Origin of the sequence: Algoriphagus boritolerans DSM 17298 = JCM 18970 (assembly GCF_900108085.1) — a bacterium.
Classification (GTDB): domain Bacteria; phylum Bacteroidota; class Bacteroidia; order Cytophagales; family Cyclobacteriaceae; genus Algoriphagus; species Algoriphagus boritolerans.
Window position 1 is genome coordinate 1 of sequence record NZ_FNVR01000043.1, and the last position, 23,326, is coordinate 23,326.

Here is a 23,326-nt window from a genome sequence, read left to right on the forward strand (position 1 = left end):
AAAGAAAAAGCAAAGGAACGGTATAAAATTGAAGCCAAAAACGGAGAGTTAAAAAACGCACATGGATTTGGAAGGGCAATAGCTTACGGGATAAATAACATGGAAATGCAAGCCGCCATAGCTTTATTCACCGTCAATGTTAAAAGAATCTTAAAACTAGCCCAGTTATAATCAAAAAATAGTTTACAATCGCTGAAAATCATCAAAATTAGCTCAGTATAGGCTTTTTATAGAGAAAATTTAAAAGCAAGTGGCGAAAAAAAAGAAAGCGACTAAGTCACTCTTGTCCGTGACCTAATCGCTCTCAAAATTTTACCTTCAATTTTAGCTACTTTTTCAGTGGCCTCGAGAACCTTCTATCGGTTTTTTTGTGAAAGGATCTGGATTATTTCCCGCTGATAACCGCAGATTGGAACGCTGATTATCGCAGATTTTTTTCCTGTTAAATCTCAGATTCCGGTATAATTAAATGGCGTAATCGCCTTCAATTCCTCCTTGATTTCATCGGAAATAGCTAAACCATCTACAAATTCCGCTATGGAATACCGGGTGATTTTTGCATTGGTGCGGGTCAGATCGCGAAGTGCCTCGTAAGGTTTTGGGAAGCCTTCCCTTCGTAGAATGGTCTGAATCGCCTCAGCCACCACAGCCCAGTTATCCTCCAAATCAGCATCGATCGCTGCCCGATTCAGTTCGAGTTTGCCCAAGCCCTTTTGCAAAGACTCAAAGGAAATCAACATGTGCGCAAGCGGTACTCCAATCACCCGCAGGACTGTACTATCGGTCAAGTCCCGCTGTAATCTGGAAATAGGTAATTTGGCTGCCAAGTGCTCCAATAAGGCATTTGCGATTCCTAGATTTCCTTCGGCATTTTCGAAGTCAATCGGGTTGACTTTGTGCGGCATCGCGGAGGATCCCACTTCGCCGGCTTTGATTTTTTGCTTGAAATAATTCATCGCCACATATTGCCAAACGTCTTTTGAAAGGTCCAGCAGGATGGTGTTGATCCGCTTCAATCCATCAAAAATAGCCGCAAGATTGTCGTAATGTTCGATTTGAGTGGTCGGGTAGGAGCGCTCGAGTCCGAGGTAATTTTCCACGAAGTGGAAAGCAAATTCATTCCAGTCCAGATCCGGAAAGGCGACGTGATGCGCGTTCATATTTCCTGTTGCACCGCCAAACTTGGCAGAGTAAGGAACTTGTTCGAGGAGTTCGATCTGTTTTTTCAGTCGGACTACAAAGACATTGATCTCTTTGCCCAAGCGGGTAGGAGAGGCAGGCTGACCGTGAGTTTTGGCAAGCATCGGAATCGCACTCCACTCTTCGGCAAGATCGCTCAGTCGCTCGATGATTTCCTCCAGAAGCGGTAGCATCACTTCCTGAAGCCCGTGTTTCAACATCAGTGGAGTGGCGGTATTGTTGATGTCTTGAGAGGTCAATCCGAAGTGAACGAACTCTTTGAACTCCTCCAATCCCAGCTGATCGAACTTTTCCTTCAAAAAATACTCCACAGCCTTGACGTCATGATTGGTCGTGCGCTCGGTGATTTTGATCCATTCGGCATCATCCAGGCTGAATTGTTTGACTATTGCGCGGAGGTTTGGAAATAAACCATGATCAAAATCCGCAAGCTGCGGCAATGGCAATTGGCAGAGTGCAATGAAGTATTCGACCTCGACATGAACGCGATATTTGAACAGGGCAAATTCTGAGAAAAAGTCGCGGAGGGGTGCAGTTTTTAAGGCATAGCGGCCATCCACCGAGGATACTGCTGTAAGGGCAGATAATTCCATTTTTTTAGATTTGGCTTCGAAAAGATAGTATAACCCGATTTTCGGAGGGCGCAATTTAGGTCATTCGGATCAAAATCAGGTTGGGGAACCGGAAATTCTCCGAAGTGTCCAAACTTACTTTTCGAATTCGGGGTTTTGATGGGGAAATTCTCAGGGAAGTGCGCAATAAAACCGACTTGAGGCTTAATTTTGAATCGAAATTAAAGATCAGATTAATTCCAGATGTTCAATTTATTTAAGAAAAAGAAAGAGGAGCCAAAGGCTAATGCGTATTTGCCTTTGAAAGTGCGGGAGGTAGTAAGGGAAACGGAAGACACTGTAACCCTATATTTTGAACAACCGGATCCTATTTTGGATTACAAGCCCGGTCAATTTTTGACTTTGGTGATGGAGTTTAACGGGAAAGAGGAGCGTAGATCGTACAGTCTTTGTACTTCGCCGTATGTCGATCCCTTTCCGGGGATTTCTGTGAAGCGTGTGAAGGGTGGACTTTTTTCCAATTTTCTCAATGAAAAAATCTTCCCGGGCAAGACCATCAATGTCCTGAAGCCTCTGGGAAATTTCACCACGGATTTTCATTCGAAAAACAGAAGACATTTCTTTCTTATTGCAGGAGGAAGCGGGATTACTCCTATTATGGGGATTCTCAAAACTGCCCTGGTCAACGAACCAAACTCTATCATTACGCTGATTTATTGCAGCCGAAATGAGGAGCAGATTATTTTTAAAAATCAACTGAATCTGCTCGAAAAGACAAATCCTGACCGACTCAAAGTAATACATAATCTCAGTCAACCGTCCGAGAGTTGGACTGGATTGAAAGGAAGACTTTCCTCAGAATTGTTGCGGGAGCTGTTTTTGAGAGCAGAATATGAGCAACGCTACGAGGAAGTGTACTTCATGTGTGGTCCTGACGGGATTATGGACATCGCTCAGGAGGTGTTGAATGATTTGGAGATTGACAAAGACCGGATCTATCGGGAGAGTTTCTTTTCGGCAGCAGCACATCAGGCGCATGAGGAAGCGCTCAAAGGGATCAATGTAGGGGCGCTGTCCAGAGATATCACCGTAATATTGGAAGGCGAGGAGTATCAAGTGACCGTAAATCCGGGTAAGACTGTCTTGGAATCCGGTTTGGCTTCCGGACTGAATATGCCTTACAGTTGCCAAAGCGGACTTTGCACAGCCTGCCGGGGAAGACTCCTCAGCGGAGAAGTGAAGATGGATGAAGATGCAGGACTGAGCGAAAAGGAAATCGCAGCGGGGTATGTGCTTTGCTGCGTATCCAGACCAGTAACAGACGACATCAAAATTACCATCGAATAAATCAAACATCTTTTGAACGACCAGGAAATAGGAACGATTTACCGCAAAACCGAGCGGTTGACTTTACTCATTTTGATGATTTCCTTACCGCTTTTTGGTATGGTGTATCTGTACGATAGCTCGGGAAACCTGTCTTGGGATCTGCCCAAATTGCCTAGTATTCTCAATGGGTTTTTAATCGGATTTAGTGCGGCTTTGCTGATTGGTCAGTATGTGATTTTTCACAAAAAATTGAAGTCGACCTTTGTGGTGGAGGAGCTGCTTGAGAAAGTCAGGATATACTCCAATGCAACCAATCAGCGGTTTTGGATACTCTTTTTGATTTCAGTTTTTGCGAGTGTAGGATTGCTTTTTAATCAAAATCCGGTGTATACGGTGATTTTTGCGGTGACCTTGATTTTCTTTTCCCTCGCCAAACCCAGCCCGGATCGGATGGCACGACTGATGAAGTTGAAAAAAGAAGACCGGGAGCGAATCAGAGCAGCGTCCCGGCCTCAATAAATTCGAAATTGAAGATTTGATGCTTCGACTTCGCTCAGCATGAATTGCGATTAATTTCAAATCTCAAATCCTTTTTTAATTCACTATTGTGATGTTGCCGGAGGAAATGTTGCCTCTAACCCACGAACTTGCTCCATTGTCAATCTCAAGTGTTTTGCCGGAGTTAGTTCCACCAACTTTTAGATTTCCCGAGGAAGCCTTAAGTGAGAAGTTGTAAGACTTCAAATTCGAGGGGGTTTGAATGTTGAAGTTTCCTGAGGTACCGCTCAATTGAGTATTCTGACCTAATCCCGCGTTGTTTGCCCGGATGTTACCGGAGGTAAACTTGATGAATCCTAGCGAACCGATGTTGTTCAGCTTTGCATTTCCGGAAGTCAAGCTCACATTCAGTTCCCCGGTCACATTATCCGCCTCAAGCGAACCGCTAGTCGATTCATAATCCAGGTTTCCGATGATTCCTGTGAAGTTTGCATTTCCGGAGGTGATTCCGGCGTTGACATTGCCTTTGATATCACGGACATCCAGGTTTCCGGAAGTGGCTTTGATGGTCAGGTTTCCTTCCAGATTGGTGGCGGTCAGGTTTCCCGAGGAGACTTGGAGATAGGTGTTTTCGTTTTTGACATTTTCCACCGTGATATTTCCAGAGCTGCCTTTCAGATCCAGTGCCATGACTTCCGGCCCGGAGATATGGATGTAGCCTTTGTTTCTGGAGTTCCAGGAGTAGTTGTTTTGCTTTCGGGAGTGCGTGATTTTCAGCACATCTCCGATAGTTACAAAGACGATATCCTGATCGGTGTCATTGGATTCCAAATAGGCTTCCAGATTCACATCCGATCCCGAGCCTCCTTCATAGGTGACCGTCAACCAGCCGCTGTTGACTTCTATTTTTTTGATCCCGGGGTAGGTTTTTTTGGTGTCAACGATGACGTTTTGGGCAAAAGCTGCTGCGCTGATCAGGAAAAGGATCAGTACGAGGGAAAGTTTTGTGTAAAGCGTTTTCATAATGTTTAGGGTGTTGGGTTAATCAATGTATATACCAAAACTCATGGCTTGGAATTCCGGGCCATTTCCGGCTTGGAAGAGATCGTTGAGGTCGTAGTTGATAAAGACGGTCACTTCTCCTATTCCAATTTCAGAGCGAAGTCCGTATCTGAAGTTTTCAACAAACATGTTTGACCTCTCAAATTGCTTTTTCTTATTTCCATCGGCGTCATCATAGACGAATTTTCCCCTTCCCCCGACTCTCAAACCAGCGTATCCTCCGGCACCAAACCGGAAATTTCCGTCATTGGATCGGATAGTCGGCACAAGAGTTAAGTTTACAAACGAAGCGGAGATCTTTGATTTTGTCGCAGTGCCATCAGCTATGTTTAGGTCATCCCGAAAATCCTGAAACTCCAAGCCATTGGCAGTTTTTACCGCGATTTGATTCGGGTCTTCAAATTTGAAATTGTACCAGCTCACACCGAGGGAGGATTTCAGATGAAAGTTTTTGCTCGCTTTCCATGTGCCGGTAGAGTTCAGTGCCAGATACCAGCTTCCCCAGGGCTTCACTGCAGGTGCTCCTTGATTGGGTGGCCAAATGTTGATTCCAACTTCAGATTCAAGGAAATTGTAAGCAAATTTTGAAGATTTCTGAATCTCATAATTTTTGTAGTCGATATCTTCAATATCCCATTCGTAGGATTTGGTACCATCGGAATACTTGGTGACTTGCCAGGTTTTTCCAAACAAGGTGTAGACTTTAGTCTTTTCTCCTTCCATGGCTGTTTTTTCCTGGGCTAATACTGAAAACGAATAAAGAATAAATAAAAGGGTTGAGGTAATTGCGGATTTCATCGTTGGTTTAGATCAAAGGGGGATAAAAAGGGGAGAAAAGCTCTCCCCGTTCATTTTTAAAATACAACTCCGAAGGTGATTGGATTGAGCTCAGGGCCTTTTCCTTCCTGGAAAAGTTCATTCAAATCGTAGGTGGTAAAGAACTTGACGCGTCCGATTCCCAGTTCTCCCCTAACACCGTAGCGAAAGTTTTGCAGGTAGAGTCCGGTTGGTTCTTTGTCTTTTCTACGGCCCGAACCGTCAATCTCACGATAGGCAAATTTGGATTGTCCGCCTAATCTATATCCGACATAAGGTCCGGCAGCGATGGAAAGTCCGGCTCGACTGTTTTCTTTCATTTTCCCGAAGTCCAGCTTCAGCATAGTAGTACCAGTCAGGTAAGTGGTGGAAAGTTTGCTTTTGAACCCATCTACATCCGTTCTTTGGCTGAAGTCTATCGCATCCTCTCCTCTGAGTGCTTGAAAATCCCTGTTTTCCAGTTTAAAGTTGTAGAAATGAAATCCAAGGCCGAAGTCCCAATGGAAGCCTTTAGTGATTCGTTGTGAACCCATCCAGTTGACACCGACCATCCAGCTTCCCCAGCCCTTGACGGCATAAGGTTTGTCTGAGGTGGGGAAGGCACCGTTTTCGAGGTAATTGTTGATGCCAAGATCGATGTTGAAATAAGATCGGAAAGGAGAGTCGGTTTTCTTTTTGCCACCGGTTTCAACTTTGACTCGTGTGTTTTCGCCGGATTCATCCACATAGACGCGCATTCCGCCGACATTCACTTCGGTGTTTCCACCGTTTTCATAGACTTTGACGACTTCTTTGACAGACCCATCACGCTTTTTGATTTCTACAATGGTCAATTCGCCTGTTTCTTCGTTTTCTTCCAGATCAAGTTCACTGATGATCTGATTGATATTCATGAGTTTCAGCTTTTCAAAATCTTCTTTGGAGTCGACAAGGATCACGATTCTTCCGGATTTCCCGAATTCGACCACGACGCTGTCTTTCTGAATTCCAGACTCCGTCAGGATTGGATTTTCTTTCAGGCTGGATGCAAATGCCACCTGAACCACTGCCATTAGGCAAAACAAAAGCAGGTATTTTTTCATCTGTTTATAATTTATTTTTCAATGGTCAGATGGAATCTCGCATGGTTTATAAACATCCCAGTGTGTGACGATCTTCGTCATGCTCGATTTCATATGATTATATTTTACTTTTTAAAGGTCAGATAGCCTGTCCCGATCTTTATCGGAAGAATGCCCCGGATAATCATTCCCCTGTGTGAGACATTTTCTCATGGGCATTTCATGATTTAAAGACTATTTAAAGAGGTGGGTTGGTTTAGTTTACGGTTTTTCGTCCGCTTGATTTTTTCTTGATGTAAGCGAAGCGAATAGGTTGTCTTTTTTGTCCTGAAGACTGATCAGTCCATCGTCCACTTTACTGAGTAATCCCTCCACTTGGCCTACGGTCTTGCCTAGTTCGGTGATCAGATTTTTCTCCTGAGGTTCGCCTTTTTTGACCCCGTTGGAGTAAATGCTCACCCGATAGAGTGGTTCTTCTGATGTCGATTCTGCTGTTTGAGCGGTCATTTTTTCGATTTCCGGAACTTTCAGTTCAGGTAAATCGACCTGAATCTCCTCGGTCTTGAGTTCAGGAATAGCCACTGCAATAGGGGTTTGGATTGGTTCAGTTTCAGCTTCCGCTACCAAATTTTTTGGAACTTGAATCGAGGCTGGAGCAGGAGTTGGTTTAGTTTTCTCAGTGGTTTTTGGAGCTACTTTAGGTTGGTTTTGAAGGTTTTCAATTTTAGATGTTGACTCTATTTCTGTTTTTGAAACATTGTTTTCGCTTGGTTTTTGAAAATCTTCAATGTTGGATTCGGTAGATTTCTCAGTTGGGGTTTCGATTGGAAACTCGGTCTTTTCTGCCACCGGTTTTTCCTCAGCCAGTCCTTCTTCTCTCGGCCAAAACGCATAGCCAGCCACCAGCAGGGCAGTCACCGATGCTGCAATCGCCCACCAGATTCCAAAAGTGGATTTGGATTCTTTCGGGAGTTGGCTTTCGAGCCTTTCCCAAGCGAGTGCACTGGGTTTTTCGCGATGTCCATCCAGCTTTTCTCTGAAATGCTGGTCGAATTGTTCGGTTGTCTTAGCCATGATTCGTCTTGGTTTTGGGTTGCAGACTGGCAATTTTTTCTTTGAGCGCTGTTCGGGCTCGGTTGAGTTGAGATTTGGAAGTGCTTTCAGTAATCCCGAGCAATTCCGCAATTTCCTGATGGGCGTATCCTTCGATCGCATACAGATTGAAGACCGTTCGGTATCCGACAGGCAGACTTTGAACCAGTTCCATCAGCTCTGCTGCTTCGAGATGAGTCAGTTCGTAGTGTTGATTGCTGTAGTCTTGTTCAGATTCCAAGTTTACTTCCATCATCAGGTGACGATTGCTTCTCAACGTCATGAGTGCCTGGGTGACAACGATTCGTTTCATCCAACCTTCGAAACTCCCTTTAGCCTGAAACTGGGGAAGCTTTTCGAAGATTTTCATAAAACTCTCAATCATCAGGTCTTCGGCATGTTCGCGATCCTTGAGGTATCGCATACAGATGGCCAGGAATTTCCCCGAATAGGTATCATACAAATGCCTTTGGGCTGACCGATCACCGGCAAGGCATCCTTTGATAAGTCCTTCTTCAGTAGAAAAATTGGGTCTGCTAAACATTCCGGTTGGCTTTCAAATACGTAGATGCGAGGGTATAAAAAATGGTTGCGTTGAGACTTGAAAAAAATTTAAATATTTTCCCGTACAAAAATAAAAAGCCTGCAAATCAGTTGATTCCAATCCTAAATTATTCTGAAGTTATTTTTTCTCAGAGTGAAAGAATGAAAAAGACCAAGGCTACGGCCAAAATCAGGATCATCATTTGGGATTTTTCCTTGTATTCTTTGGCGAGTTTCCGCTTTCGCAAAACCAAAATCGCCATCCCCAGGCCGGCAAACTGCAAAAGAAGGCTGATCCCATTCAATGGACCCATCGGGGCTTGGACAAATCCCCAGGTGGTATTCAAAATCGAAAGTGCGCCCAGGACAATCCCTGTGATTCCAAAAAGAAAAGATCGCTGTAAGAGGACGGGTTCGGGAAGGTCAGACCATTTCATTTGGTGGTATCTAGATTTTAGTATCATGTATCAAGAGGGGAGAACCAAGATTCGAGAGACAAGAAGTAAGAGAAAAGATATTAGTTCGAATTCTCGATTCTGCTAACTGATCACTGAAAACTGCCTACTGAATTTTTGCTTTTCGCTGCGCAAAGTACGCATCAATTTCTTTTCCATTAAGCGCATTGAGTGTCATTTCTTTGGTCAACCCGCCTTTTCTTCCGACCAGTACTCCGTATTTCATATCTGAATAGCCCTCCATTTCGTGTGCATCGGGATTTATTGAGAGTTTTACTCCCTGATCCAGTGCATACCTGATCCATCTCCAGTCCAAGTCGAGTCGCCATGGATTGGCGTTGATCTCAATCACTACATTATTTGCTGCGCAGGCCTCGATGACGGCGCGATGATCGATCGGATAGCCTTCTCGGCGCAACAGAAGTCGTCCGGTGGGATGACCAAGAATGGTCGTGTAAGGATTGGCAATCGCCCGGATCAATCGATCGGTTGCGCGCGTTACATCCATATTCAGTATAGAATGAACAGAAGCCACGATAAAGTCAAAGCTAGCCAAAACCTCAGTAGGGTAATCTAGACTTCCATCTCCGAGTATATCACTTTCGATGCCCTTGAAGATTTTGAAGGGTGCCAATTCCAGGTTTAAGGCATCGATCTCGGCCTGTTGCTTCCATACCTTCTCGATATCCAATCCTCCTGCATAACTTGCTGTTCGGCTGTGATCCGAGATGCCCAGGTACTCATATCCCAGGGATTTGCAGTATTCTGCCATCTGTCTCAGGCTATGCTTTCCGTCACTGTAAGTGGAGTGATTGTGAAGAATCCCTTTCAGGTCATTGTCCTGAAGCAACTCAGGAATTTTATTCTCTTTGGCGAGCTCGACCTCTCCAAAACCTTCCCTCATTTCTGTTGGAATAAATTGCAGCCCGTTTTTGGAGAAAAATTCTTCTTCCGTTGAGAAGTCCTTCTTGCTTAGCTTTTCGCCAATGGATTCATTTTCGTCCACCAAACTTACCAGGTGCATCTTTGAGGCGGTAAAGCTTAGTTTTTTCCATGCAAAATCCGTTACTGAGCAAAGGTGTACCACCAAGGATAAGTCTTGATCCTGAGTTTTTCCCCTCAGTGTTTTAGGCCCTGAAATGCTCAAGTTCCAGTCAATGGATTCGAGGGTTTTGAGCGAGCTTTTCAGTGCTTCCAAATCAGCACTTGCCACTAAGAATTCAGCGTTGGAAATAATTTCCATTTTCCTTGCAAAATCTCCCACCAAAGCAATCTGAGCATTGGGAAGTAAGTCTTTCAAGGTTGATTCCAGAGAAAGGATGATTTCTTCGATATCTGCAAACAGCCATTTTCCGGCGTTGGAAGCTTTAAACTCCAGGTTTTGAATGATGGTGTCCTGTGTTTTTTGACCAAAACCTTTGATTTGAGCTACTTTTCCACTTTGGCAGGCTTCCATCAGTTCGTGCGTAGAAGTGATGCCCAACTCTTCCCACAGGGTTTTGACTTTCTTGGGGCCCAAGCCTTTAATCTGAAGAATTTCGAGGATTCCCGTTGGGGTTTTTTCCAAAAGTGAATCCAACGCCGGAAAAGTTTCAGTGGATTTCAAGCATTGGATGGCTTCAATGATGCTTTTTCCGACACCGTTGATCTGACCGAGTTCTGTATCACTGAGGTCCATAATATCCTGATCTCCACGCTCAAGCGAAGTCAGGGCACTTTGGTAGCTCCGGATTTTGAAAGGGTTTTCATCGTGAAGTTCCATCAGCTGAATGCTCAGCTTGAGTTTCTTTAAAACTGTTTTATGATCCAAGGCTTCAGATTTTCGTGTCAGTATTCAGACAAATGTCTTTAATTATTGTTTCAATTTAAAGTTCGAAGGGGTAACTTATGTTTATTGTCCGATGTCAGGTGACCGATGTCGGATGTTAATACCGTAAGGGATGAGCAATTCTCAATTACTAGTAACCTATAACTATTAATAAACTGATCATTAACCATTAACTCTCAATCGATAATGAACTACTGGATGGTCAAAACGGAACCGAGCTCCTACTCTTGGGAAGATTTTTCCGAAAAAGGAGAAGATGTATGGGATGGGGTGCGAAACTACCAAGCCCGGAATTTTCTGAAAGAAATGCAGCAGGGCGATCCCGTTTTATTTTACCACAGTGGGAAAGACAAAGCCGTGGTAGGGGTGGCGGAAGTTTCCGCAGCCGCATTTCCGGACCCGAAGGATGAGGCTTGGGTGGCAGTAGGCCTGAAGGTAAAACAAGCACTCAAAAATCCTGTAACGCTGGAGACCATAAAAGCGGAAGACGGGCTTTCAGAAATGTTGATGCTGAGGCAATCGAGACTATCTGTCATGTCAGTGACTAAAGAAGAATTTAATATCATCCTGAATTTGAGCAAATGAGGAAGGTTTTGATTCTTTTCCTGTTCCTGAGTTCGATTGGGTTTACACATGCCCAAGTGAAATTTTTGGCCCGATTTGAGGTGCGGGGAGAACCGTATGATCCGGTCTTTGAAATGATGCGGATTCCGGATGGATTGGTGTCGTTTAGAACGTATCAGGCGCGCAATTTTACCAGCGAAAAAGTCTTTCAATTTTTCAAAACCGACTTCGATCTCAATGCTTCGGGTTTGATAGAGCTTGGGCTACGTCCAGGATTTGATATAATCGGTTATGATACCGATGGGGTAAATCTTTTTGTACTCATGTCCAAAGGCTACAATACCAATGCCGATAAGTATATTCTGCAAGTCAATTTGAATACCAACCAAGGCTTTGAGTTTTCGGTAGAAAATCTCCTCAATATGGAATTAGTGGAGTTTCTCGTTCAAGGCCGCAAAGCTGTATTCATGGGGAATGCCGAAAGTAGACCGGCACTTCAGATATATGATCTGGATGATAAAAGTCTTCACACGGTACAGGGCATCTACGGCAACAACACCCAGGTGCTTCAAATTCGAAAAATGCCCGAATTGGAATCACTTGAAGTGGTGGTGAGCAGAAGAGGGCAATATAAAAATCGGGAGACTTCCATCATTACTTTTGATATGGAAGGAAATCTGATTCGGGAAGTTAAAGTTGATCAATTTGGCGAGCCGGGCCAGGAGATTCTTGAAGGCTTATTGCTGGCAGATCAGGATTATCAGCAGGTGATGATCGGGGCATTTGGACAGGACGGAAGAAGTTCCTATCAAGGGGTCTATATCATGGAAATCAACGAGTTTGGGGAATATGATTTCAAACTTTACACGCTGGAGGATTTTCCAAATTTCTTTAACTACTTGCCGGAAAAGCAGAAAGCCAAACAGGAACAGGCGGTACTGAAGGACCTGGAAAAGTCTAAGATTCCGTTGATCAAAAATACCTTCTCTATCCGCGATGTCAGGGAGACCGAGGATGCCTATTACCTTTATTTTGATCAGATCAATATCATAAGTGCGAGAGGAGGAAGGTCAGGAGGATTGTTTCCGTTCAATTTGTACCGGTATGATCGACTGAACCGAATGGGCTATGCACCCACTTATATGGATCCGTATATTTTGCAGAATCTACCTTCCCAGTCATTTGTAGTAGCCAATGAATATCAATACCAATCCGCACATTTTATCAAGATATCAAAAGAAGGTCAGGTCTTGTGGGATAACGCAGCCACTTATAATGATTTCACCACCGAATATCCGGAGCCTTTCGGCGAAATTGCCATAGTCGGGGATGATCTTTACCATCTTTACGTGGATAACGAGGTGATCAAAGCAAGTTTTTTTCGGAATGGAGAAAAAATATTCGATCAGCTGAGTTTTGAACTGGAACTTGCTGATGAAGGTGATCGGTTGAAAAGTACGGACCTGAGTACGCTGAGATTGGTGCATTGGTATGACCGTTACTTTATTCTCACCGGTCAGCAGTCCATCCGATTTCTGAATTCGAGCAACAGGGAAGAAGTCAGGGATGTTTTTTTTATGAGTAAAATTCTGGTTGACGGAGATTTGTACCAGCTGGAGGAAGTCCAGGACTAGTTTTATTTTCTATATTTACGTCCAAATCCAACCCATGCAAAAACGGCTCGTACTCGATCAGCAGCAGATTGCCATCACTCTGAAGCGATTTTGCTACCAACTCATTGAAAATCACGACGATTTTGAAAATACCGTCATTCTGGGTCTTCAGCCTCGCGGTCCGTTACTTTTAGATAAAATTGTCGCTTTACTCCAGGAAATTTCAGGTATAAAAGTGCCCTCAGGATATCTTGACGCTACCTTTCACCGGGATGATTTTCGCAGAAGAGATTTTCCGCTCAAGGCCAATGAGACCAAAATTGACTTCCTTGTAGAAGGTAAAAAGGTAATCCTCATCGATGATGTGATTTACCAGGGAAGGTCTGTGCGCGCAGCGATGGATGCGATGATCGCATTTGGAAGACCTCAAAAAGTAGAGCTCATGGTGCTTGTAGACCGCAGGCTGACTCGGGATTATCCCATTATGCCTGACTATTTTGGGGTGAAAGTAAATACACTCGACAGTCAATATGTGGTGGTGGAATGGAAAGAGCAAGGCCATCCGGCAGATGCAATTTGGATCACAGAAAAAGTTAAAAGTTAATCATGTCGCAACTCAGCACCAGACACCTGCTAGGAATCAAAGACATCACCGAGACAGATATTCGTCTGATTCTCGAGACCACTACCAATTTCAAAGAAGTGATCAACCGTCCGATCAAAAAAGTCCCTTCCCTTCGCGACATTACCATTGCCAATATTTTTTTCGAAAACTCCACCCGGACACGCCTGTCCTTCGAGCTCGCAGAGAAAAGGCTAAGCGCGGATGTAGTCAACTTTTCCTCTTCTACCAGTTCGGTAAAGAAAGGAGAGACGCTCGTCGATACAGTCAATAATATTCTGGCTATGAAAGTGGACATGGTGGTGATGCGTCACGGCAGTCCCGGAGCTTCCCATTTTCTTTCCAGAAATATTAAAGCAAACATCGTAAATGCCGGAGATGGTACACATGAGCACCCCACACAGGCGCTTTTGGATGCCTACTCCATGCAGGAAAAGTTGGGAGACCTCACTGGTAAAAAAATCGCCATCATCGGAGATATCCTGCACTCACGGGTTGCACTTTCCAATATTTTTTGCTTACAGAAACTGGGAGCCGAAGTGATGGTTTGTGGTCCGATTACACTTTTGCCAAAGTACATCTCCAGCTTGGGAGTAAAAGTGGAGCTGGATGTGAAAAAGGCGCTGGAATGGTGCGATGTGGCCAATGTGCTCAGAATCCAGCTGGAGCGCCAACAGATCAAGTATTTCCCCAGCCTAAGAGAATATTCCCTCTACTACGGGATCAACAAAAAGATGCTTCGGTCCTTAAATAAAGAAATCGTCATCATGCACCCCGGGCCCATTAACCGCGGCGTGGAATTGAGTTCAGATGCAGCGGATTCCGAGCATTCGATCATTCTCAACCAGGTCGAAAATGGAGTAGCGGTGCGAATGGCAGTTTTATACCTCTTGGCAGGAATTAAAAGTTAGAAAAATAAAGTTTAGACAAAAAATAGCTGCGAAACTCAATTAACGGCCATTTTTTTGGGTATAAGCTATTCTACCAGTTGCGCTTAAAGAAGGAATTAAAAATGTCCCTGCGGGACATCTGGTCGGTAACATCCCTCTCCATGGCAAACTGGCCAGCGTTCCATCGGAACGCTTGGTTTAAATATCTTTTCCTTCTTTCACCAATCATTCCTGCGGAATGAATCCAATCAATTACCATTTAGACTACCGACCAGTCGTTCCTACGGAACGTCTTAACTTAAACAGCAGCCAGAGAAGTCAAAAACCTAGATTTTAATAATTATTTTATGTTTTTACTTACCTACTGGAAAAAAACCGATAATCATAATATTTAATCTCATAACCAAAAAGCCAAACTTGTGCTGAGCTTTTCGAAGTATCAGAAATTATTTTCCCCACTTTCCTCCTCCGACGAAGAAGCCGAGCGTGAAACCAAAGTATTCATTCACCGCCTCACCGATCACTTGTCCGCTTACATTCTGAAGCCCGCTTTTTGGCACGAAGTTGTACTCTGCACCAATCCGAAATTTGCCCAGTTCTACACCCGCTCTTACCATTGGTGCCCAGGCAAAGGAGGCCTCCAAATCTCCGACTTCTCCATCACCGAAGTCAGAATCGTCGATTTTGACACTACTCAGGATATAGTAGCCGAATCCACCCCCGATATAGGGCGCTAACCGACTGTTGCCCTTGTTAAAATAATAGTTGAGTGTGCCCGCAATCGAGGCATTTGCTGATACTTCTCCATTGTAATTTTCCTGTATGGAATAATAGGTGACATCCTTTGCCAAAGCTGCCACTCCCAGTCTCAAACCAAAAGCGAGATTGTCACTCAACAGAATCTGAGGCTCCATATTGACCAAAGTGCCGATTCCTCCGCCTTTTGGCATGGCGGCTCCTAAATCCATCTGATATCGAAAACCTCCTGCACGTTGCGCATAGGTTGATTGCATGAGTGTTAGGAAAATAATTACTCCTAAAAGTTTTTTCATAGTGTCTCATTTTACGATTTCAATTTTATCAAAAAAATTTAATTAGAGTACAACAGGATGCCTGGACTTCAGTTTTCTATAAAAGTCCTTCATTGATGGATTAAATTCCGCACTTCTCCGATTAATGCTTGGACATCATCGCTAATTTGCGGAGAATCATGAAAATTATTTAAAATGCTCACTGTTTCCCATCTGATTAAAAAATACGGCAAGCAAAATGCAGTCGATGATATTTCCTTTCATCTCGATGGAGGGGAAGTAGTCGGGCTTCTTGGTCCCAATGGCGCCGGAAAAAGTACCACGATGAAATGCATCGTAGGTCTGCTTCGCAAAACTTCCGGGGAGATTACCATCGGGGGACATGATCATTTGAGTGTGGAGGCCAAACGATTTTTCAGCTATATCCCGGAGACTCCCTACGTATATGATTTGCTGACAGTGCAAGAGCACATGCAGTTTATTGCACAGGCTTACGGAGTGAAAGATTGGAAAGGTCGTGCAAAAGAGCTGCTTGAGCTATTTGAATTGGATGATAAGGCCAATAAACTTGGACGTGATTTGTCGAAAGGAATGCGGCAGAAAGTGTCGATTTGCTGTGCACTTTTGCCAGATCCACAGTTGCTGTTTTTCGATGAACCGATGATCGGTTTGGACCCCAAAGCGATCAAAAACACCAAACAGATTTTCAAAAATCTGAAGGAAGCCGGGAAGACGATCTTGGTCAGTACTCACCTGATCGACAGTGTGGAGACGATCGCCGATCGGATCATGATTTTAAAAGATGGATCGATCATCGGAAATGATACCATTGCAAATCTCAAGCACCAAGCTGCCCAAAGTGAGATTTCCTCCCTGGAGGATCTGTTTTTAGAAATGACAAAAGATGCATGAAATAAGACTACTGTTCAGGAAGGATTTTTTCATTCTGATCAATAATATAAAGCTAATTCTGAGAAATCCACTCAGGCTATTGCCTTATGGAGCATTGATTGGCTATTTCACTTTTATCTATTGGCAAGGTTCAAAAAGGCGACAGGAGGCGGGGCTCAGGGATGTTCAGGATCTGCGTAGTGAAGGGATGCCGGAAACTGATTTTGCTATGCAAAATGTGATTGGTGGAATCACCCTTCTTGCGTTGGGATTTTTGGTTTTTCAGCTTTACCGTGCGACCAAAAACAACGTGAGCTTTTTCAAAATGGCAGATGTGAATTTGCTATTTACCGCTCCGGTAAAACCTGAGAACCTATTGCTTTATTATATGGCAAGATCGATTCTGCCTTCATTAGGCGGGTCCATACTTTTCATGGTATACAGTGGTAGTCAGATGGCCAGCCAGTTTGAGTTGACCATTGGCATAGCCTTGTTTTTGATAATCGGATTTGCCTTATTCTTCTTCATGATTTTCCCGATCCGCTTTTTGATTTACACCCTTCATACCAAATATGGAGTGATGGAATACATCCGAGGGGGAATTATCGGTTTGGGTGTAGGATTGGCCCTGATGATTATGATCCCGGGTTTTATGGCGGAGAAATTCTGGCAGGGGATGTTCTCTTGGGTCTCCTCTCCTTGGTTTGATCTGTTTCCCTTTGTGGGTTGGAGTAGAGGGATTATGAGTTATGCCGCCCATGGTAATGCGCTGCTTTCTGCTGCGTTCGTTGGATTGTATGGACTGACTTACTTTGCAGTGGTCAAGTTGGTAATTCAATACGCCGGGTATTATTACGAGGATGTACTAGAAGCTACCAAGTCCAACGAAGACAAGCTGGACAAAGTACGTGGAAAGCAGGAAGTAGATGAGGGAACTTACAGCCTAAATGCGAAGAAGCAGTTGGCATTACCTGATTTTGGTGCCGGAGCCAAAGCATTTTACTGGAGAAATTATGTCCACAGCAGCCGACAGGACTTTCATCCGTTGTTTGGGATTTATTCCCTCAGTATGGCAGGGATCGGAATTGTGATGGCGGGACTGTCGAACTTTGATTGGTTTTCGCACAAGGTTTTATACTTCTATTTGCTTTTCATGCTTTTTTTATACTTCATGGCCGGGTTAGGTAGAGCTAACATTGGGGACCTGAAAAAGCCGTTTTTCATTCTTGTACCGGCGAGTTGGTCGGCTAAATTCTGGAATATGATCAAGTTGGATATTGTTCAAGCCTTGATTTTTGCGACAGTTTTGATCGTTCCATCTGTATTTTTAGCTCATGTCAGCCTTGGATTGATTCCTTTGTTTTTGGTAGGAATTGTCGTGTTTTACCTGATCGGATTTGCAGTCAATCTCATTCCTCAGGTCGCATTGGATGAGGGATGGGATCGAAAGCTGATCAAGCCATTTATGATCGGAGGGATTTTCCTTTTTGGTATAATCCCTACTGTGATCCTGAGCGTGCTGATTTTTATTATTACCAAACAGTTCGTGTGGACCTTATTTACCTGTGTGGCAGGGATGACGTTGGTTGCTGCAATTTTACTTCACGTTTCTCTGGATGTACTGAAGCGGCTGGAGTTTAAGGAAATGTAGTTGATAGTAGACTTAATTAGCAAGACATTAGTATCAAGACTTTAGATACAAGAGCCGGGAAACAAGAAACAAGAGGGAAAACCCTGAGAATTGCACAAAATATAATTTGGTTAAAAAATCTTCAATTGGCGGAGTGCAGCAAAATTCCTGTAATTTTGATTTATCCAAATGTAACTGCACTATGATCTATAATTCCATCATTGATACCATCGGAAATACGCCCATCGTCCGCCTGAATAAACTTGCCAAAGACATCAAAGGAGAGGTCTTGGTCAAAGTTGAATACTTCAATCCCGGAAATTCCATGAAAGACCGGATGGCGATCAAAATGGTGGAGGATGCAGAAAAAGCCGGAATATTGAAACCCGGTGGAACCCTAATCGAAGGAACCAGCGGAAACACCGGAATGGGCTTGGCTTTGGCGGCAATAGCCAAAGGGTACAAGTGCATTTTCACCATGGCTGATAAGCAATCCAAAGAGAAAATCGATATTCTGAGAGCAGTAGGTGCCGAGGTGGTCGTTTGTCCGACAAACGTCTCTCCGGATGATCCAAGATCTTACTATTCAGTCGCCAGAAAGCTGAATGCCGATATTCCTAATTCTTTTTACCCAAATCAATACGACAACCTTTCCAATACTGCAGCTCACTACGAGACGACGGGACCGGAAATCTGGAAAGATACAGCGGGTAAAATCACGCATTATGCAGCTGGCGTGGGCACGGGTGGGTCCATGTGTGGAACGGCCAAGTACCTAAAGGAGCAAAATCCGAACGTAGTTACTGTCGGAATCGATACGTACGGATCAGTTTTCAAAAAATACAAGGAAACCGGAATTTTTGACGAAAAGGAGGTTTACCCTTACCTGACGGAAGGAATTGGCGAAGACATCCTTCCCAAAAACGTCGACTTCAGCCTAATTGATCACTTTATTAAAGTGACGGATAAAGATGCCGCTGTGATGACCCGTCGATTGGCAAGGGAAGAGGGACTTTTTGTGGGTTGGTCCTGTGGATCAGCGGTGCATGGTGCCTTGGAATATGCGAAAGAGCACCTGAAAGAAGGGGATCGTATGGTGATCATTTTGCCGGACCATGGCACGCGCTACTTAGGTAAGGTCTACAATGACGAATGGATGAGAAACCACGGTTTCCTCGAAGACAAAACCTATTCCACTGCCCGCGATATCATCGCACAGCGAAATAGAAGCTATCAGCTGTTGGGAGTGAAAAAGTCTGACTCTGTCAAAGACGCAATCGCAATCATGAATGGAAAAGGCATCTCTCAGATTCCTGTCATGGAAAATGGCGAAGTGGTGGGAAGCTTGACGGACAATAAGTTACTTTCAAAAATCATCGATAATCCAAACTTGAAAGACGGCAAAGTAGCAGATGTGATGGAGGATTCTATGAAGTTTGTCGCTTTGGATTCTACCTTGGATGTACTTTCTTCCATGGTAGAAAAAGAAAAGGCGGTACTCGTGCGTGATCCCTTGGACAAAATCCATATTATCACCAAACATGATATTTTGGAAGCGTTTACGAAATAGAAGAGGGAAGACAGGAGAAGCAAGACATAAGCACAAGACCCAAAACAGACCGATAGTGTAATCGGGACAGTGGTTCAGTTGGAGAGTGATGGGGAATTCACCCTTGCCAATGAGGCCGTAAACCCAAAATCCTAATCAAAAATGTCGGGACTTTAAAAATTTCTCTAATTGAGCGAAAGCGATTTTGAAATAATGAGGCCATCACAGATTCAAAGGCTGTTTCAGCAATTTCCGGAATTCAGTATTCAGGAAAATATTTCCAAAGGTTGGGAGTTGTTCAAAGTGCAGTGGTTGAATACGATTGCTTTCACATTGCTTGTATTTTCGATTCAGGGATTTGGCACTTATTATCTGAAGGATTACGCGCTTTTGGTCAGTGTGGTGATTTCACCTCCGCTTACGGCTGGATACTTTTTGGTTGCCAATCGGGTCAGTCGTGGCGTGGAAGTTACATTTGCCAACTATTTTGATGGATTTTCCTATTGGGGAATTTTGATCTTGACCTCTATGGTGTCAGGGATTTTGACCTTTCTTGGGATTTTGGCTTTGGTGCTTCCCGGGATTTACCTCGCGGTGGCGTTTATGTTTGGGATCCCGTTTGCTTTGTTTTCCGGAATGGATTTTTGGACTTCACTCGAACTGAGCCGAAAGCTGATCACTAAAAATTGGTGGAAGTTTTTTGGGTTTGTAATTGTACTGGTTGGATTGAATATTCTTGGGTTTTTATTTTTCTTTGTTGGCCTGCTTGTGACTATTCCTGTGAGTTATTTTGTGATTTACTCGATTTTTGAGGAGTTGACAGCTGATGCTTTGGCGGAGACTGAGGCTACTCATGTGCCACAATCATAGCCTCTAAGCGATTTCTACATTTTTCCGCGAAATCATTCACAGCTTCATCCGATAATGGAGGGGGAGTAATCGGGGAGGAAAAATATACTTTCACCTTCCCCGGAGAAAGCAAAAGTGATCCTCGCTTCATAATTCGATCCGCACCGATTACCGCCATCGGCAAGATTGGAATCCCTGTTTCGATTGACAGTCGAAATGCGCCTTTTTGAAACGGAAGTAAAGGCTCATTGGTATCATTTCGGGTTCCTTCGGGAGCTACTACAATCGAACTTCCCTGGTTAAGGAATTTAACGAGTTTTTCCAGGCTAATCCTTCTGGATTCTGCATCGCTCCGATCTACCCACGCGACCAACCTTCCAATTACAGTTCCAAAAACCGGGATTTTGGAAAGCTCTTTTTTCCCAATCGCCCGTACTTCTTGGGGGATGGACATGGGAATCATTGGGGCATCGATGAAAGATCTGTGGTTGAAGATATAAATGTAAGGCTTGCTTCTGTCGATGTGTTCCAATCCATGGACCTCATAGCGAATACCTGAGGCAAAAGACCAACTGCTCGCCCAAAGCCGGATAAAGAAGAAAGAAATCTTATCCCCTTTGGGACTGATCATCAGCGGAATCAGGATAAACAATCCAAAGATCAGCATCAGAACATAGAAAAAGAGTACAGAATAAATGGTGTAAATCCACTGGAAGAACTTGATCATCCGGAATATTCGTTATTTTTGGATGTGAAAATTATCCTTTAACTCTTTGCTTGCAAAGCCCCAAAGCGATTTGGGGCTTTTATTTTTTCAAAGGTTGGAAAATTTCCTGCTGATAAGCGAAGCTTTTTTCGAATCTGATCTTTGATTTCAATGGCTTGTTCAAAACTTTTCTTTTAAATCTTGTACAGGGGAAGATGAAATCGCCTTCCTGACTTATTGAATTTTCGTCATTTTGGCTGGAAATAAAAGAAAATCAGTACTTTTGCATTCCGTTCGGGTGAGCGGCGCGGTTTGAGGGTTCAAAACGCTGATTTCTAACCACAAAACTTCAGTCCCACGACTCTAAGACTGAGGCTAATCAGAGTCAAAATTTTACTATGTCTAGTACAGAAGAATTTAATTGGGAAGACTTCGACACCAAAGGGTTCGGAGAAGGTTACTCCAAAGAGCAAAGAGCTCAGATGGAAGCCATGTATTCCGGCACTTTGAACGAGATCACCGAAAAAGAGGTCATAAAAGGTGTGGTCGTAGGAGTAAATGACAAAGATGTAATCATCAACATCGGTTTCAAATCCGACGGACTGGTGCCGCTTTCTGAATTCCGTGATATCGCCGGCATAAAGCCAGGTGACGAGGTAGAAGTGTACATCGAAGAGCAGGAAAATGCTTTGGGTCAATTGATCCTTTCCCGTAAAAAAGCAAGAATCGTTCGTGCTTGGCAGGACATCGAAAGCGCATTGGAAAACGACAGCGTAATCGAAGGTCTTGTGAAGAGAAGAACCAAGGGCGGTCTGATCGTGGATATCTACGGTGTAGAGGCTTTCTTGCCTGGTTCTCAGATCGATGTGAAGCCTATCAGAGATTTTGATATCTATGTAGGGAAGAAAATGGAAGTAAAAGTGGTGAAAATCAACCACGCAAATGATAACGTAGTAGTTTCTCATAAGATCCTCATCGAGAAGGATTTGGAGAAGCAAAAGGCGGAAATCCTCAACAACCTGGAAAAAGGTCAAGTATTGGAAGGTGTGATCAAGAACATGACCAACTTCGGTGTATTCATCGATTTGGGAGGTGTGGATGGTCTACTTCACATCACAGATATTTCTTGGGGTCGTATCAACCATCCGGAAGAAGTATTGCAGCTTGATCAGAAAGTTCAGATCGTTGTTCTTGACTTTGATGAGGACAAGAAAAGAATTTCTTTGGGTATGAAGCAGTTGACTTCTCATCCTTGGGATTCTCTGGCATCTAGCCTTGAGATCGGTTCAAGAGTACAGGGTAAAATTGTAAACGTAGCTGACTACGGTGCATTCCTTGAGCTTGCTCCTGGTGTAGAAGGTTTGATCCACGTATCTGAAATGAGCTGGTCTCAGCATCTGAGAAACCCAGCTGAATTTGTGAAAGTAGGAGACGAAATCGAAGCAGTGGTATTGACTTTGGACAAAGACGACAGAAAGATGTCTTTGGGTATCAAGCAGCTTACCGAAGATCCATGGACTAAGCAGGACATGAGTACTAAGTATGCGGTAGATTCCAAGCACAAAGGAGTGGTAAGAAACTTGACCAACTTCGGTCTTTTCCTTGAATTGGAAGAGGGTATCGATGGTTTGGTACACGTATCTGACCTTTCCTGGACTAAGAAAATCAAACATCCATCTGAATTTATCAAAGTAGGTGACGAGCTAGATGTGGTAGTTCTTGAACTTGATGTGGACAACAGAAGATTGGCTCTAGGTCACAAGCAGCTGGAAGAGAACCCTTGGGATACTTTCGAAACTGTATTCCCTGTAGGATCTGTTCACAGGTGTACAGTTAACTCCAAGAATGACAAAGGTGCTGTTCTTGAGCTTCCTTACGGATTGGAAGGATTCGCTACAGTGAAGAATTTGGAGAAAGAAGACGGTTCTCAGGTTGAGATCGGCGAATCTTTGGATTTCAAAGTGACCGAATTCTCCAAAGACGACAAGCGAATTGTACTTTCTCATACCGCTACTTTCAAAGAAGATACAAAAGCTCCTAAGAAAGCTGCCGCTCCTGCTGGAAAGAAGAAGGAAGAGTCAGTAGAAATACCTGCCCAAGCTGAGAAATCAACTCTAGGAGACATCGATGCGCTTGCTGAGTTGAAAGAGAAGATGGAAGGCGGGAAAAAGTAAGAAGTAAGATTCAAGATACTAGAATCAAGATTTATTACTATCAATTACTGTCGTCCGACTAATTCCACAAAGTACAGAAAAAGTGCTTCAGATTAATTTTGGAGGGCTTTTTTTATTCGTTTCAAAAAGTACCCCCTATCCAGAGAAGAACAATTCTGTTTGTACATTTTTAAGATCCTTTTGAAATATACTTTTAAAATAGGCCTCTGTGTGAAGCAGAAACTTTTCAAGGCTGACATAAGAGCATAGATTTTTCGCCGCCACCATCACCATGGTGGAAAAGTCCTCGGCTTCCTTAACCCGTTTATGAAGCACCGTGAACAGCAGATTTAGGATCAGGGCCACCCATAT

22 protein-coding genes and 1 pseudogene are annotated in these 23,326 nt (G+C 43.7%); 12 read left to right on the forward strand and 11 right to left on the reverse strand.

The genetic code is table 11. The features are described from left to right. On the forward strand, positions 1-171 hold a 171-nt coding region (locus tag C4S61_RS20350; protein ID WP_235010133.1), incomplete at its 5' end, for a transposase. 278 nt (positions 172-449) lie between these two features. Here the strand turns inward: C4S61_RS20350 and purB are convergent. Continuing rightward, complete coding sequence (purB, locus tag C4S61_RS20355) at positions 450-1,793, reverse strand: adenylosuccinate lyase (protein WP_103926627.1); 1,344 nt, start codon at positions 1,791-1,793, stop codon at positions 450-452. Between the two features lie 222 nt (positions 1,794-2,015). On the opposite strand from purB, the gene C4S61_RS20360 reads away from it, so the two are divergent. Both C4S61_RS20360 and C4S61_RS20365 read left to right on the forward strand, forming a co-directional pair. After that, positions 2,016-3,119: a ferredoxin--NADP reductase gene (locus C4S61_RS20360; RefSeq protein WP_103926628.1), complete on the forward strand. Its 1,104-nt coding sequence runs from the start codon at positions 2,016-2,018 to the stop codon at positions 3,117-3,119. Positions 3,120-3,131: 12 nt separating this feature from the next. Further along, positions 3,132-3,620 carry a hypothetical protein gene (locus C4S61_RS20365; RefSeq protein ID WP_103926629.1) on the forward strand — a complete coding sequence of 163 codons (489 nt, stop codon included), beginning with the start codon at positions 3,132-3,134 and terminating at the stop codon, positions 3,618-3,620. 75 nt (positions 3,621-3,695) lie between these two features. Here C4S61_RS20365 and C4S61_RS20370 read toward each other — a convergent pair whose 3' ends face one another. From C4S61_RS20370 to polX, 7 genes are all read right to left on the reverse strand, one after another. Then, positions 3,696-4,622, reverse strand: coding sequence for a DUF4097 family beta strand repeat-containing protein (locus C4S61_RS20370; protein WP_103926630.1), 927 nt, complete (start codon positions 4,620-4,622; stop codon positions 3,696-3,698). An 18-nt stretch (positions 4,623-4,640) separates the two neighbouring features. Then, positions 4,641-5,459: a hypothetical protein gene (locus C4S61_RS20375; protein ID WP_103926631.1), complete on the reverse strand. Its 819-nt coding sequence runs from the start codon at positions 5,457-5,459 to the stop codon at positions 4,641-4,643. Between the two features lie 56 nt (positions 5,460-5,515). Beyond that, entirely contained in the window at positions 5,516-6,559 is a 1,044-nt protein-coding gene (locus tag C4S61_RS20380) for an outer membrane beta-barrel protein (protein WP_103926632.1), read from the reverse strand. A gap of 240 nt (positions 6,560-6,799) precedes the next feature. Next, complete coding sequence (locus C4S61_RS20385) at positions 6,800-7,612, reverse strand: hypothetical protein (protein WP_103926633.1); 813 nt, start codon at positions 7,610-7,612, stop codon at positions 6,800-6,802. Then, positions 7,605-8,174 carry an RNA polymerase sigma factor gene (locus tag C4S61_RS20390; RefSeq protein ID WP_103926634.1) on the reverse strand — a complete coding sequence of 190 codons (570 nt, stop codon included), beginning with the start codon at positions 8,172-8,174 and terminating at the stop codon, positions 7,605-7,607. Before C4S61_RS20390 ends, C4S61_RS20385 begins: the two co-directional genes overlap by 8 nt. A 148-nt stretch (positions 8,175-8,322) precedes the next feature. Next, complete coding sequence (locus C4S61_RS20395) at positions 8,323-8,610, reverse strand: hypothetical protein (RefSeq protein ID WP_103926635.1); 288 nt, start codon at positions 8,608-8,610, stop codon at positions 8,323-8,325. A 124-nt stretch (positions 8,611-8,734) separates the two neighbouring features. Next, entirely contained in the window at positions 8,735-10,390 is a 1,656-nt protein-coding gene (gene polX / locus C4S61_RS20400; protein WP_235010134.1) for a DNA polymerase/3'-5' exonuclease PolX, read from the reverse strand. A 252-nt stretch (positions 10,391-10,642) separates the two neighbouring features. Here polX and C4S61_RS20405 point away from each other — a divergent pair, with 252 nt between their 5' ends. The 4 genes from C4S61_RS20405 to C4S61_RS20420 are packed head-to-tail and all read left to right on the forward strand — an operon-like array spanning position 10,643 to position 14,166. Then, positions 10,643-11,041 (forward strand): EVE domain-containing protein, encoded by a 399-nt coding sequence (locus tag C4S61_RS20405; protein ID WP_103926637.1) that lies wholly within the window; start codon positions 10,643-10,645, stop codon positions 11,039-11,041. Continuing rightward, positions 11,038-12,654, forward strand: a complete 1,617-nt coding sequence (locus C4S61_RS20410) for a transcriptional regulator (protein WP_103926638.1) — start codon at positions 11,038-11,040, stop codon at positions 12,652-12,654. Before C4S61_RS20405 ends, C4S61_RS20410 begins: the two co-directional genes overlap by 4 nt. 34 nt (positions 12,655-12,688) lie before the next feature. After that, complete coding sequence (pyrR, locus tag C4S61_RS20415; RefSeq protein WP_103926639.1) at positions 12,689-13,237, forward strand: bifunctional pyr operon transcriptional regulator/uracil phosphoribosyltransferase PyrR; 549 nt, start codon at positions 12,689-12,691, stop codon at positions 13,235-13,237. A 2-nt stretch (positions 13,238-13,239) separates the two neighbouring features. After that, positions 13,240-14,166: an aspartate carbamoyltransferase catalytic subunit gene (locus tag C4S61_RS20420; RefSeq protein ID WP_103926640.1), complete on the forward strand. Its 927-nt coding sequence runs from the start codon at positions 13,240-13,242 to the stop codon at positions 14,164-14,166. Positions 14,167-14,591: 425 nt separating this feature from the next. Here the strand turns inward: C4S61_RS20420 and C4S61_RS20425 are convergent, their stop codons facing one another. Beyond that, a complete protein-coding gene (locus C4S61_RS20425) occupies positions 14,592-15,197 on the reverse strand; it encodes a hypothetical protein (protein ID WP_103926641.1) in 606 nt (201 codons plus the stop codon). Positions 15,198-15,371: 174 nt separating this feature from the next. Between C4S61_RS20425 and C4S61_RS20430 the strand changes: the two genes are divergently transcribed. From C4S61_RS20430 to C4S61_RS20445, 4 genes are all read left to right on the forward strand, one after another. Next, a complete protein-coding gene (locus C4S61_RS20430; RefSeq protein WP_103926642.1) occupies positions 15,372-16,088 on the forward strand; it encodes an ABC transporter ATP-binding protein in 717 nt (238 codons plus the stop codon). Next, positions 16,081-17,718: a putative ABC exporter domain-containing protein gene (locus C4S61_RS20435; RefSeq protein ID WP_103926643.1), complete on the forward strand. Its 1,638-nt coding sequence runs from the start codon at positions 16,081-16,083 to the stop codon at positions 17,716-17,718. The genes C4S61_RS20430 and C4S61_RS20435 overlap by 8 nt, the downstream gene beginning before the upstream one ends. A gap of 181 nt (positions 17,719-17,899) precedes the next feature. Next, complete coding sequence (locus C4S61_RS20440; protein WP_103926644.1) at positions 17,900-19,267, forward strand: cystathionine beta-synthase; 1,368 nt, start codon at positions 17,900-17,902, stop codon at positions 19,265-19,267. Positions 19,268-19,459: 192 nt separating this feature from the next. After that, positions 19,460-20,116 (forward strand): DUF2189 domain-containing protein, encoded by a 657-nt coding sequence (locus C4S61_RS20445; RefSeq protein ID WP_103926645.1) that lies wholly within the window; start codon positions 19,460-19,462, stop codon positions 20,114-20,116. On the opposite strand, the gene C4S61_RS20450 is transcribed toward C4S61_RS20445, so the two are convergent. After that, complete coding sequence (locus tag C4S61_RS20450) at positions 20,094-20,822, reverse strand: lysophospholipid acyltransferase family protein (RefSeq protein WP_317046069.1); 729 nt, start codon at positions 20,820-20,822, stop codon at positions 20,094-20,096. The two genes, C4S61_RS20445 and C4S61_RS20450, sit on opposite strands and share 23 nt — an antisense overlap. Positions 20,823-21,199: 377 nt before the next feature. Between C4S61_RS20450 and rpsA the strand changes: the two genes are divergently transcribed. Further along, a complete protein-coding gene (gene rpsA / locus C4S61_RS20455; protein ID WP_103926646.1) occupies positions 21,200-22,975 on the forward strand; it encodes a 30S ribosomal protein S1 in 1,776 nt (591 codons plus the stop codon). Positions 22,976-23,110: 135 nt separating this feature from the next. Here rpsA and C4S61_RS22420 read toward each other — a convergent pair. Next, a pseudogene (locus C4S61_RS22420) lies at positions 23,111-23,326 on the reverse strand (IS4 family transposase); the annotation flags it as partial.